Below are 12,252 nucleotides of genomic sequence, written 5' to 3'. Positions count from 1 at the left end.
ACCTTATGATTTAAGCCTTTCTTTTTGTTTTAAAGTTGAGAAATTCTACAAATAAAGAAAATGCAATTGCAAAGTACAGATACCCTTTAGGAATAGCTCCGACGGTTTTACCAAAGAACTCTGTATGTGAGAGATGTGCAGCCTCGGTTATCAGCATAAAACCGATAAGAATCAGAAATGCTAATCCAAGAATTTGCATACTAGGATTTCGATCAATGAACTTTCGGATTGGATTTGCAAACCCTATCATAACGGCAATGGATATCATTACAGCTATAATCATTAGAACAAGTGTATAATTCCCATTTGGGTGTAAACCGTTTGTCATTCCTACAGCGGTTAAAATAGAGTCCACTGAAAAAATGAAATCTAGGATTAGAATTTGTACAATAGCTTGTGATAAGGATTTAATGACCTTGGATTTTAAGCCTTTTTCGTCATGACCAGGGTCTTCGACTTTTTCCCTTATTTCAGAAGTACTTTTGTATATCAGAAAAAGTCCACCTGCAAAAAGAATAATAGCTTGCCAGCTCAAAGATATCTTAAGCCATTCAGAGTTGTATGTAAAAAAAGGTTCGCTTAGACCTATCAGAAAGGTCACAAAGAATAATAAAAGAACACGTTGAGCCATTGCTAGGAGCAAACCAATATTGGTTGCTTTGCTTCTTTGGCCTTCTGGGAGTTTGTTAGCTGCGATAGAAATAAATACGATGTTATCTATTCCTAAAATAATTTCTAAAAACGTTAATGTAAGCAATGCCATTATAGCATCTGATGTCAATAAAAATTCTAGCATTTCTATTTTTTAATTCTGTAAGCAGTCCCTCTCTCAATCCTTAGAGGTCTATTTGGTTTCTTTACCGCAAGTTTATATTCAAAAGTGTATGATGTTGATCCCTCTGTCGTCAAAATTTTCATGTGGATCTCTTCCTTTTCAGCATTTGTGGTTGGGTTTAGTTTTTTTAAAATAAACTCACAATCGTTTATCCAACGCACGGTAGACGTATCTATTTGCTCTTCGTAATAATCTATATTGAGGGTATCGGTGCGTACAAACCGACCTGTTTTCTGTACACCGTCTATGGTATAATTAAATTCAAATTCACCTGTTTTAAAGTCAGAACAATTGCGTTCGACCTCAAAACAACTGGTTAACAATAAAAATGCACAAAGCCAATAGAAATTCTTCATTTAATGTGTTTGTACAAAGATAACTCAGTAAAATTAAATTAAGGAGTATAACTTTTAAAAGTCCCATCTTTATAAAAGATGACTATTTTTTCAATTTCAGAATTCGTGTCAGCTATTTTACTTTTAATATCAGGTTTTAGTTCTGACTCTGAACTTATATTGGTTGAGGTTTTAATTTGATTTGAAGGGAATTCTCCTTTACCGTTCAAAAGCCAATACAACTCCACTTCAGGATAGGAGTGAAGTATTTTCATTACAAAATCTAAACTTGGTTTATTTCTTCCGGTAAGAATATGGGAGATACTTGAACGTTGTACACCAATTTTTTCAGCAAAACTAGAGGCGGTTTCATCATAATAATCAATGACTTTTTGTAGTCGAGTGGTAAATTCAGAAGAGTTTATCATTGTAAATTTTAATTCGAAGTTTTCTATGATACAAATGTAAACAATTACCAGAGCCTGTTCAAAAAATAGTTGTAAATATCAATATTATAATTAAAGTATAACATTATATAAAGTATATAAAAAACTGATAATAATATTTATAGAGATAAAATAATATATTAATTGAATTATTTTCAATAATCTTGGTCTGACTCATTTTATTGAAACGATACGATGTATACATTTGTAACAATAATTAAAAATTAAGGTGTTTACATTTGTAAAAAGTCAAATAGTTACATTTGTAATCTATAAAATCTCCCATGAATTTAAAACAGCTCAAACGTTTACATTCCTTATATAAAAGTCCAGAGTTAAAAGGAAGATATATTACCAACTTTGATATTGAAAAATGTCTTAATAAATATTCAGATGCTTCATATTCGGTAATTGGTTCTTCTGTAGAAGATCGATCCGTATATGCATTAAAATTTGGTTCTGGTAAGAGAAAGGTTTTATTATGGTCTCAAATGCATGGTAATGAATCTACAACCACTAAAGCGCTGTTTGATTGTTTCAATCTGTTTTTTTCTGATGATATCCTCGCCAAATCAATTTCAGAGTCGTGTACAATTTTAGCCATACCAATTCTAAATCCTGATGGAGCAGAGCGATATACACGTCTGAATGCCAATTCCGTTGATTTAAATAGAGATGCTCAGGAATTATCACAACCAGAAAGCAAAATACTAAGAGACCTTTTTAATGACTTTAAACCGGATTACTGTTTTAATTTGCATGGACAGCGCACTATTTATAATGTGAGTGGGACCGCCAACTCTTCTGTCTTGTCATTTTTATCTCCTGCCCAAGATAAAGATCGTAAACTTACGACAAACAGAAAAGTTGCAATGAGCATTATAGCGTCGATAGCTGAAGCTTTGCAAGTCTTTATTCCAAATGGCGTCGCGAGATATGATGATGGGTTTAATATTAATTGTGTAGGTGATACATTTCAATACTTAGGAGTGCCAACTATTTTATTTGAGGCAGGGCATTACCCTAATGATTACAATAGGGAAGAGGTGCGCCATTTTATGTTTATAGCAATTTTAAAGGCTTTAGGGTCTATTACTAATGGTATTGATACTAGGGATTATAAGGATTATTTTAAAATCCCTGAAAATGCCAAACAGTTTTATGATATCATAATAAGAAATGCACGATTAGAAGAAGAATCAACTCAGGTCATGGATATAGGAATTCAATATCAAGAAACATTGATTAACCATAAGGTTGATTTTATACCAAAAGTTGAGGTCATTTCAATTCTAAATAATTTTTATGGTCACAAGGAAATTGATGCTAAACAGAAATTAGTTAAAGGTCAAGACGGCACAACCTTGAAAGTTGCTAACGAAAACGATTTCGTATTAATAAATAATGAAAAAATCTCACTAAAACCTTAAAAAAACTCTTTTCTAATGAGTAATTGATAATAAAAATACTTTATTTTTGCATAAAGTTTAAAGATAATTCAATTATGCCAAAGTTTAAATTAGACGAAGTTGACCACCAAATATTGGATATGCTCATCGATAATACGCGTATTCCTTTTACAGATATAGCAAAAAAATTATTGATTTCTGCCGGGACAGTTCATGTAAGAGTAAAGAAAATGGAAGAGGCTGGAATCATTAAAGGATCTTCTTTAACATTAGACTATAAAAAATTAGGGTATTCGTTCATTGCCTATGTGGGTGTTTTTCTTCAGAATACATCTCAAACAAAATTTGTGCTTGAGCGAATAGAAACTATACCATATGTCACGGTGGCTCATATCACCACAGGAAAATTTAATATTTTCTGCAAGATTAGAGCTAAAAACACTACACATGCAAAAGAAATCATATTTAAAATAGATGATATTGAAGGAGTTTACCGAACGGAAACCATGATATCATTGGAAGAGAGCATTAATGATAAAAAGCGTTTAATGCATACGATTTTTAATGAATTGTAGGTATAGAAGCCTATGTAATAAAAAAAGTCTCGACCTTAATCGAGACTTTTTTTATTTGTTATAGTATTCAAATGCTTCAATTATAAGGTCGTTATTGGCTTCACAATCTATTTTTGGTTTACCAATGGCTTCAAGAAGTACGAAATTAATTTTGCCATGGCTATTTTTTTTATCGTACTTCAATAAGTCTATAATCGCCTTTTGGTCATTTTCGTTTATTTCAATTTTTGAAAATGTTTTTAATATGCCTTTTTCGATTTCCTTAAATTCCTCTGTAGATAATCCAATAGTTTTTGTTGAAATATACGCCTCTAATAACATTCCTATAGCAATGGCCTCACCATGTAATAAAGGGATTTTGTCACCATTACCTAAAAAATAACTTTCAATAGCATGCCCTAATGTGTGACCAAAATTCAATACTTTTCTAAGTCCTTTTTCTGTTGGATCTTCAGTAACAATATTATTTTTTATAACAACGGAGTCATAAATCATATTATCAAGTGCCGAAGCTTCTAGATTTTCAAAATTGACAAGCATATTCCAATATGATTTGTCGTAAATTAAACCGTGTTTTAACATTTCGGCATAACCTGAAATCATATGATTATGTGGCAAGGTTTCTAAAAACGAAGTATCTATTAATACCATACTCCCCTCACTAATAACACCAATTTGATTTTTTAAATTACCAAGATCCACTCCTGTTTTTCCTCCAACGGAAGCATCTACCATGGCAAGTAATGACGTAGGAACATTAATATAATCTATACCTCGCATGTATGTACTCGCTACAAAACCCCCAAGATCTGTTACAACTCCGCCGCCTAAATTGATCATTAGACTTTTACGGTCAGCGTTATATTCTGACATGGCTTCCCATACACCAGTGCAAATGTCTATGGTTTTATGGTCTTCTCCCTCAGGCATTTCCATTACCTCTATAACGACTTCACCTGAATCTACTTTTGATAAAAACTTAGGAAGACAAGCATCGTGTGTGTTGGTGTCTACAAGGACAAATATCTTAGAAGGATTATTGGCTTTTATATATGCATTAAGTTCACTGTAGACAGAATCGTTAAAATGAACTATAGCGCTTTTAGTCTTTATGGATTTCATTTTTAGCAAATCATCAATTTTTGATGTGAAAATACTCCCTTTTTTTAGAAAAAAATAAGCAAAGGATTAAATATATTTGTAATATTTATTTTGCAAACTATGATTAACCGTTCTCTTTTCGAAAACACTGCTACTGCATTTGCTCTAAAATCTGACTCCGAATTAGAGCGCGCCTATTTCCTTTTTAAAATGATTTCTTCACAACCCTTAGTTCGAATAGGAACTGCGGCCACAAACTTTGCATTAAAGGCGAACTTGCCGGTTGAGGGATTGATTAGATCTACAGTTTTTGATCATTTTTGTGGAGGAGTAAACGAAGAAGATTGCTTGAATGTAATTGACAAGCTATATACTAAAGGTGTGAGTTCTGTTTTGGACTATTCTGTAGAAGGGAAGGAAGTTGAAGAAGAGTTTGACAATGCGGTAAAGAAGATTTTAAAAATCATTCAATTTTGTGACGATAGAGAAGCAATGCCTATTGTAGTTTTTAAGCCCACAGGGTTTGGTAGGTTTTTATTATATCAGAAGAAAACAGAAGGGAAAGAGTTGACTCTCAATGAAAAAGAAGAATGGCAAAGAATTGTTGACCGATATGATGCTGTGTGTAAATTGGCTAAAGAAAAAGACGTAGAAGTTTTAATTGACGCCGAGGAAAGTTGGATGCAAGACGCTGCAGATGATTTGGTAGAAGAAATGATGCGCAAATACAATAATGAAAAACCCATTGTTTACAATACTTTACAATGTTATCGATGGGACCGCTTAGATTATCTTAAAGCACTTCATGAGAGAGGCAAATCGGAAGGTTTTAAAATAGGAATGAAAATTGTTCGTGGTGCATACATGGAAAAGGAACGTAAACGAGCAGAAGAAAAAGGCTATGATTCTCCTATTTGCGAAAATAAAAAAGCAACAGACGATACCTTCAACAATACACTTCAATATATTTTAGAAAATTTAAATGACCTTGCCGTTTTTATTGGAACACATAATGAGTTAAGTTGTTATTTGGCCATGGAATTAATGGAAAAATATGGTATTGAAAAAGAGGATAATTATGTTTGGTTTGGTCAACTGTATGGTATGAGTGATCATATAAGTTATAATCTCGCTGCAGAGGGTTACAATGTAGCTAAATACATTCCTTTTGGACCAGTAAAAGATGTCATGCCATATCTAATTAGAAGAGCAGAAGAGAACACTTCCGTTGCGGGCCAAACAAATAGAGAGTTAACCTTGTTGAATACTGAAAGAAAACGACGGAAATTATAATCTTCTTTTCACATGGCAAATCTATGAAAAGCTAAACCATTTCTTCTTTTTATTTGGATTGTTTCCATAACCGTAGCCATATCCATAGCCTTTTTTACCTTGTTTAACACCGTTTAGGAGCATAGTCATTCTAGGCAGACGATGGTCGTCATAAAGTGGTTGTATAATATTTGCAAGTTTTCGCTTATCTACATTATCCACACTGACGACGTATATGAACATATCTGCAAATTCTGAAATTAGCAGTGTATCACTAACTAAACCTACGGCAGAAGTATCAGCCACAATGTAATCATACTTTTTTTCAAAATATTTAAAAAGTTCTGCAATTCTTGGGCTCATCAATAATTCTGATGGATTTGGTGGAATAGTACCAGAGGGTATAATATCTATGAATTTATTTTCGGGATGTTTTATAACCACATCTTGAGGTTTAATAGAAGTGTCCGCTATATAGTCTGATAAACCTTTATTTGGCTTTTCCTTGATATCTAAATAATCCAAAATTTTTGGGACACGAATATCCATTTCAATTAACAACACTGATTTTTCGGAAAAGGAAATGGAACTTGCAAGGTTTGTACTGGTGTGGGATTTTCCCTCTTGAGCTTTGGTAGACGTTACAAATAGCCTCTTTTGCTGGTGCTTTAAATCTCTAAGAATAAAATCAATATTAGATCTCACAATTCTAAAAGCTTCTGCTTTAGGAGAATAATCCACACGTTTAATAAGTTTCTGTTTTTTTGAGGTTTTTGGTATATCTCCCAAATAAGGTATATCCAAAATATTGGTTAAATCATTCTTAGTATGAATTTTAGAGTCTAAAAGATCTATAAGATAAATTATACCAATAGGAATCATGAGGCCTAGAATAAGCGATGCCAAATAAATAATTGCAGGTTTTGGCGCAATAGGCAAATTGGAAGAATAAGCATTTTCAATGATTTTTGCATTTGGAGTATACATACCGAGCCTAATCGCAGATTCTTCACGCTTTTCTAAAAGATAAAGGTAGAGAGACTCTTTAATGTCCTGTTGTCTTTTAATATCTCTAAATTGTCTCGCTTTAGTAGGTGCTGCATAAAGTTGACCACGAATTCTAGAGTTTTCCTTGTTTAAGTTATTCAAGGTTAATTCCGAAGTTTGCTTCATGTTGCTTAATGACCGTTCTAAGTTAGCTTTTAAAGCATTAATCTGATCATTAAGATTGATTACTACAGGGTTTTTAGGTGTCGAGTTCTTTAATATTCTGTCTCTTTCTGCAACTAGCTCGTTATGGCTTGCTATCATTTGGGCGGTTGAAGCATCACCAATACCGACATCTGCAGGTAACATATCGCTACTTTTGTTTTCAGTTTGAATTTCTTCTTGTAAGTATGAAATTAATTGAATGTTTGTAGCAGTACTAGCTATTTCCTGTTCTAATTGCTTATTTGCTTGAAGGTTGAGATCTGCCTGGGCACCTAGGGCAGTAAGATTATTTCTTTTTTGAAGTTCTTCGGCTGTGTAATCGACCTCTTCCAATTCTTTAGACACTCTTTGTAGTCTATTCGTAATAAAATCAGAAGTTATTTTAACAACTTCTTCTTTGTCTTTGAGTACATCATTATTATACTCTTTGATGAGGTGGTCTAAATAATCTACCGCTCTTTTAGCAACAGTTTCCTTTAGTTCTAACCCCAAAACACTTGAGCCTTTTTCGGTAGTAATGGTTAAATTTTTGGAATATGAGTTGATCAATTTCCTTACTGGAATTATAGCAATTTTTATACTTGTTCCGACCTTAGGCGCATACTTACCGTCATTTGGCACAATATAAAAACCTCCATAAGGGGTATCCACTTTTTCGCCAAAATCATAAAGTTTCCCTTCAATATCTTCTCTGTCATCAAAAAGTGATTGTTCTTTTTCATCGAAAAGTATATATTGTGTAGGCGATTTTATTTTAATAAATAAGTTACGGCCTATTCTGTCTATGATAGAATCGCTACCATAGAAATTTATTTTGATCGGTGCATCCTTATAATATTCTTTTTCCTTTATTTTACCATCAGCATAATACCTAATGTTAAGGTCTAACTTCTTAATTATATTTTCGGCAATCTCGCGAGATCTAATGACTCTAATCTCATCTTTTATTTTATCTGCACCACCTGAAAACAAACCATTGGCCTTTACATCATCAAGACTTGGCAACTTTTGAGATTGTTCTTCATCTCTAATTTTTATGGTTGCATTTGCTTTATATTCATAATCGGCATAACGAAGATGAACAAACCCAAGAGTTATAGCTATAATCACACAAAGAAGGATCCATTTCCAGTATGAAAGGAACAATTCTAAAGTTTGTTTTAAATCTACAGTGGGTGTTTTGGTTTTCATAAATTGTAATTACCTTCTTAATTTCTTACTAAGAAAACTGCAATAATAGTTGTTAACGTTCCTATAGCGGAGATTAATACACTATTATTTTGATTGTAAGTTGATGATCTAATTCTGGCATTATTAGGCTCTACATAGATTACATCATTTTGCTGGAGATAATATACTGGTGAATTTACAGCATTAACTGAGGTTAAATCTATTTTAGCAAATTTCTTTTTGCCGTCTACTTCTCTAATGAGTAAAACATTCTTTCGCTTTCCAAATATAGTAAGATCATCAGCAAGCCCCAGTGCCTCTAGCAAAGTTATTCTTTCGTCCTGTATTGTAAATGTCCCGGGATTTCTTACTTCACCTAAAATTGTAATTGTAAAGTTGGACAACCTAACATTTACAATAGGGTTCGTAGCATATTCGCTTATTTTTTCAACTAACATCGCTGTTAATTGTGTGCGATTCAATCCGGCTACTTTTAATTTTCCTAAAACTGGAAAATCAATGTTACCATCATAGTCAATTAAATAAGATTGGAATTGTTGACGCCCATTTGCATTTAATAAATTTGAATCATTATTGGAAACAACCTGAAGATTAAAAGGCCTTACGGTATCTGGATCTAAAGCTGATACGTTTATGGTTAGAATATCGTCAGGTTTATATATTATTGGTTTTGGTTCTGATACTAAAACACCGTCCTCTATTGGTTCATCTTGAAAATAGACAAGATTCTTCCTAGATCCACAAGAGGTCAATACTAATATGGCTATTAATTGAATTATAAAGTTGCGTGTTTTCATTATTTTGGTTTTAGGAGTAGTTTTTGCTATTGTCTTATTGTTTTTTTGAATCCAAAACTTCATAAGTGGAATTATTGGAAATATATTCCGGAATTAATGCTTTAATATAAGAAACAATTTCCAATGGTTGTATTAATGAGTTTAAACTCGCTAATTTGATTATTTGCTTCTCCACGTCTTCAATATCAACATACCTAGACTTGGCGATCATAATCTTTTCATGGTAAGTCTTTTTAGTATTTTCACCGTCTGCTAAAAGCTCTTCATATATTTTCTCACCTGGTCTTAAACCAGTAATTTTAATATCGATATCTTCTGGATAGCGTAAACCAGATAGTATAATCATGTTTTTAGCTAGGTTAAAAATCTTTACAGGTTCTCCCATATCAAACACAAAAATCTCACCTCCGTGGCCCATAGCTGCTGCTTCTAGTACGAGTTGACAGGCCTCAGGTATGGTCATAAAATATCGAGTGATCTCTTTATGCGTAACGGTCAAAGGTCCACCTTTTTCAATTTGTCTTTTAAACAAAGGTATTACGGAACCGTTAGATCCTAAAACATTTCCAAATCTGGTTGTAATAAATTTTGTGTGTCCTTTGCCTTTTAAACATGATACGTATAGTTCTGCGATGCGTTTCGTTGCACCCATGACGTTGGTTGGGTTCACTGCTTTGTCTGTAGATATTAAAACGAATTTATCAATACTATGCTTAACAGCTACATCAACTACATTTTTCGTACCACCAATATTAACACTGACTGCTTCATAAGGGTTGTTTTCCATTAATGGTACATGCTTGTATGCTGCCGCGTGGAAAACTACTTTTGGTTTATAATGATTAAAAATTTGGTCAATCCTAGTCTTGTTTCTAACATCTGCAATTACAGCGTCTATATTTTCTAAACCTTGCTGAATAAATTCTTGTTGAATATCATAAAGTGCTGATTCTGCATTATCTACTAATACAAGTTTTTTGTAGTTGTAGAGACTCACTTTTCTACATATTTCACTTCCTATTGATCCTGCAGCACCTGTTATAAGAATCACTTTATTATCGTACTGCTCTTCAAGATCCGGATTTTTGATGTTAATGGGGTCTCTTCCTAATAAATCTTCGATTTTAACTTCCTTAATTTGACCAACACTTAAATCGCCATCTATCCAGCTTTGTACTGGTGGTACTATTTTTACTTTTAGACCTAGATTGAATAGGCTTCCTGTAATTTGAAGCAATCTTGTAGGGTCAATATTCTGAATTGAGATAATTACATCTTCAACTTTGTTCTTTTTGATGAATCCTTCGTCAATATCCGAAAGCCCGTAAACTGTAATCAAGTTTATTTTCTTACCTATTTTTCTTTCATCATCATCAATAAAACCAACAACTTCAAATCCATTTTTAGTATCATTTTGGATCGCGTCATACGTTAACATCCCAGAATTACCTGCACCAAAAATGAGTACGTTAGTTGTTTTGTGAACGTCTTGAGTAATCTGATTATAAAGCGATTTAATGAAAAGTTTTGCGCCAATTAAAAACAGAATATTCAATAATAAATGAATATAAATGATAGAGCCTGAAATATTGAAAACACTATCATCATTTAAAAATTTTCTGCTTAAAAATGTACAGCAAATAAGTATGGTCGCTAATATATTAGCTCCAATAACAACGTTGATAATATCCTTAAAACCAGTAAACCTTACAACACCTTTGTATGTACCTACTGCAATGAGACTAACAGCGGCGACCAACATAACATATGGTATCTGCTTTAGAAGCGTCGAAAAATCAAAATCTAGTATAAAGTTATACCTGATCAAATAGGCTAGAAAAAAAGTGGTAGCTACAACTATTGTATCAAATAGCAGCACAAGCCATTTTGAGGCATATCGCTTCGATATTCTATTTAGAAAATTTTCTAACATACTGCAAAATACATATTTATAGCTGAAATTACTCTATCTAATTCTTCTTTGCTCAAGTTTGATCCACTAGGCAAACATAAGCCTCTATCAAACAACTCATCTGAAACACCATTTAAGTAATTTGGTGAATTTCTAAATATAGGCTGTTGGTGCATTGGCTTCCATAGAGGTCTAGATTCAATATTTTCTTTTTCTAGAGCCAGTCTTAATCCTTCTCTTGTTTCTAAAGAGTCTAGTAGAATACATGATAGCCAACGATTAGAAAAATGACCTTCGGGTTCACTTAAAAAAGTTATTTGATCAATATTTTTAAATGAATTAAAATATAATTCATGATTAGAACGACGTTTTTCAACATGACTATCTAGTATGGACATTTGTCCTCTACCTATACCAGCAACGATATTGGACATTCTATAGTTATAGCCGATTTGTGAATGTTGATAATGAGGTGCATTGTCCCTGGCTTGAGTTGCTAAAAAGACCGCTTGTTTTTTATGGTCCTCTGATCTTGTTACCATAGCACCACCTCCAGAAGTTGTTATTATTTTATTACCATTAAACGAAAGTATTGATATGTCTCCGAATGTACCACATTTTTGATTTCTATAATGGCTCCCAAGGGATTCTGCACTATCTTCAATTACAGGGATCTCATACTTTTTAGCAACATCGTTAACTTCTTCTACTTTATAGGGCATTCCATAGAGATGCACAGCAATAACGGCTTTAGGTTTTTTGCCCTTGGATATTCTGTCTTTTATAGCAATTTCTAATTGTGTAGGGCAAATATTCCAGGTTTCTGCTTCACTATCGATAAACACTGGTGTTGCACCTTGATAAACTATTGGATTTGCAGAAGCTGAAAAGGTTTTGCTTTGGCAAATAACTTCATCACCATTTGTAACTCCAAGTAATATTAAACTCAAATGAAGGGCGGAAGTACCTGAAGCTAATGCAGCAACATGTCTATCTTCCTTAAGGTATGATTCTAAGTCTTTTTCAAATCCATTAACATTAGGTCCTAGAGGCGCCACCCAATTGGTATCAAAAGCTTCTTTAATGTATGTCTGTTCATTGCCACTCATATGAGGTGACGACAACCATATTTTCGGTTTCATAAGTAAAAATTGTTTAAGTAATTAA

At 33.0% G+C, this 12,252-nt stretch carries 11 protein-coding genes; 3 read left to right on the top strand and 8 right to left on the bottom strand.

The window, feature by feature from the left end:
- Nucleotides 1–10: 10 nt before the first annotated feature.
- The 3 genes from ACFQ1K_RS03610 to ACFQ1K_RS03600 are packed head-to-tail and all read right to left on the bottom strand — an operon-like array spanning nt 11 to nt 1,598.
- Entirely contained in the window at nt 11–796 is a 786-nt protein-coding gene (locus ACFQ1K_RS03610) for a TerC family protein (protein WP_320555043.1), read from the bottom strand.
- A gap of 2 nt (nt 797–798) precedes the next feature.
- Nucleotides 799–1,191 (bottom strand): hypothetical protein, encoded by a 393-nt coding sequence (locus tag ACFQ1K_RS03605; protein WP_320555042.1) that lies wholly within the window; start codon nt 1,189–1,191, stop codon nt 799–801.
- 38 nt (nt 1,192–1,229) lie between these two features.
- Nucleotides 1,230–1,598, bottom strand: a complete 369-nt coding sequence (locus tag ACFQ1K_RS03600; RefSeq protein WP_320555041.1) for a helix-turn-helix domain-containing protein — start codon at nt 1,596–1,598, stop codon at nt 1,230–1,232.
- Between the two features lie 302 nt (nt 1,599–1,900).
- Here ACFQ1K_RS03600 and ACFQ1K_RS03595 point away from each other — a divergent pair, with 302 nt between their 5' ends.
- Nucleotides 1,901–3,046: a M14 family metallopeptidase gene (locus ACFQ1K_RS03595; RefSeq protein WP_320555040.1), complete on the top strand. Its 1,146-nt coding sequence runs from the start codon at nt 1,901–1,903 to the stop codon at nt 3,044–3,046.
- A gap of 74 nt (nt 3,047–3,120) precedes the next feature.
- Nucleotides 3,121–3,600, top strand: a complete 480-nt coding sequence (locus tag ACFQ1K_RS03590) for an Lrp/AsnC family transcriptional regulator (protein ID WP_320555039.1) — start codon at nt 3,121–3,123, stop codon at nt 3,598–3,600.
- A 51-nt stretch (nt 3,601–3,651) separates the two neighbouring features.
- Here ACFQ1K_RS03590 and aroB read toward each other — a convergent pair whose 3' ends face one another.
- On the bottom strand, nt 3,652–4,722 hold the full coding sequence (aroB, locus tag ACFQ1K_RS03585; protein WP_320555038.1) for a 3-dehydroquinate synthase: 1,071 nt from the start codon (nt 4,720–4,722) through the stop codon (nt 3,652–3,654).
- A gap of 99 nt (nt 4,723–4,821) precedes the next feature.
- Between aroB and ACFQ1K_RS03580 the strand changes: the two genes are divergently transcribed.
- Nucleotides 4,822–5,994 carry a proline dehydrogenase family protein gene (locus ACFQ1K_RS03580; RefSeq protein WP_320555037.1) on the top strand — a complete coding sequence of 391 codons (1,173 nt, stop codon included), beginning with the start codon at nt 4,822–4,824 and terminating at the stop codon, nt 5,992–5,994.
- A gap of 21 nt (nt 5,995–6,015) precedes the next feature.
- Here the strand turns inward: ACFQ1K_RS03580 and ACFQ1K_RS03575 are convergent, their stop codons facing one another.
- From ACFQ1K_RS03575 to ACFQ1K_RS03560, 4 genes are read right to left on the bottom strand one after another with little or no spacing between them, the layout of a single operon-like run.
- Nucleotides 6,016–8,376 (bottom strand): GumC family protein, encoded by a 2,361-nt coding sequence (locus ACFQ1K_RS03575; protein ID WP_320555036.1) that lies wholly within the window; start codon nt 8,374–8,376, stop codon nt 6,016–6,018.
- A 17-nt stretch (nt 8,377–8,393) separates the two neighbouring features.
- Nucleotides 8,394–9,173, bottom strand: coding sequence for a polysaccharide biosynthesis/export family protein (locus ACFQ1K_RS03570; RefSeq protein WP_320555035.1), 780 nt, complete (start codon nt 9,171–9,173; stop codon nt 8,394–8,396).
- 34 nt (nt 9,174–9,207) lie between these two features.
- Nucleotides 9,208–11,106, bottom strand: a complete 1,899-nt coding sequence (locus ACFQ1K_RS03565; RefSeq protein ID WP_320555034.1) for a polysaccharide biosynthesis protein — start codon at nt 11,104–11,106, stop codon at nt 9,208–9,210.
- Entirely contained in the window at nt 11,100–12,227 is a 1,128-nt protein-coding gene (locus ACFQ1K_RS03560; RefSeq protein ID WP_320555033.1) for a DegT/DnrJ/EryC1/StrS family aminotransferase, read from the bottom strand. Before ACFQ1K_RS03560 ends, ACFQ1K_RS03565 begins: the two co-directional genes overlap by 7 nt.
- Nucleotides 12,228–12,252: the final 25 nt, after the last annotated feature.

The sequence above is a fragment of the Winogradskyella aquimaris genome (assembly GCF_042676105.1).
GTDB classification, from domain to species: domain Bacteria; phylum Bacteroidota; class Bacteroidia; order Flavobacteriales; family Flavobacteriaceae; genus Winogradskyella; species Winogradskyella aquimaris.
The sequence above is the reverse complement of the archived record's forward strand: the minus strand, read 5'-3'. Positions and strand labels throughout refer to the sequence as shown.

Bases quoted from the DNA above. Each gene is read 5' to 3' on its own strand.
- ACFQ1K_RS03575 (WP_320555036.1), bottom strand. From the start codon at position 8,376: ATGAAAACCAAAACACCCACTGTAGATTTAAAACAAACTTTAGAATTG.
- ACFQ1K_RS03560 (WP_320555033.1), bottom strand. From the start codon at position 12,227: ATGAAACCGAAAATATGGTTGTCGTCACCTCATATGAGTGGCAATGAA.
- ACFQ1K_RS03605 (WP_320555042.1), bottom strand. From the start codon at position 1,191: ATGAAGAATTTCTATTGGCTTTGTGCATTTTTATTGTTAACCAGTTGT.
- ACFQ1K_RS03565 (WP_320555034.1), bottom strand. From the start codon at position 11,106: ATGTTAGAAAATTTTCTAAATAGAATATCGAAGCGATATGCCTCAAAA.
- ACFQ1K_RS03590 (WP_320555039.1), top strand. From the start codon at position 3,121: ATGCCAAAGTTTAAATTAGACGAAGTTGACCACCAAATATTGGATATG.
- aroB (WP_320555038.1), bottom strand. From the start codon at position 4,722: ATGAAATCCATAAAGACTAAAAGCGCTATAGTTCATTTTAACGATTCT.
- ACFQ1K_RS03610 (WP_320555043.1), bottom strand. From the start codon at position 796: ATGCTAGAATTTTTATTGACATCAGATGCTATAATGGCATTGCTTACA.
- ACFQ1K_RS03570 (WP_320555035.1), bottom strand. From the start codon at position 9,173: ATGAAAACACGCAACTTTATAATTCAATTAATAGCCATATTAGTATTG.
- ACFQ1K_RS03580 (WP_320555037.1), top strand. From the start codon at position 4,822: ATGATTAACCGTTCTCTTTTCGAAAACACTGCTACTGCATTTGCTCTA.
- ACFQ1K_RS03600 (WP_320555041.1), bottom strand. From the start codon at position 1,598: ATGATAAACTCTTCTGAATTTACCACTCGACTACAAAAAGTCATTGAT.
- ACFQ1K_RS03595 (WP_320555040.1), top strand. From the start codon at position 1,901: ATGAATTTAAAACAGCTCAAACGTTTACATTCCTTATATAAAAGTCCA.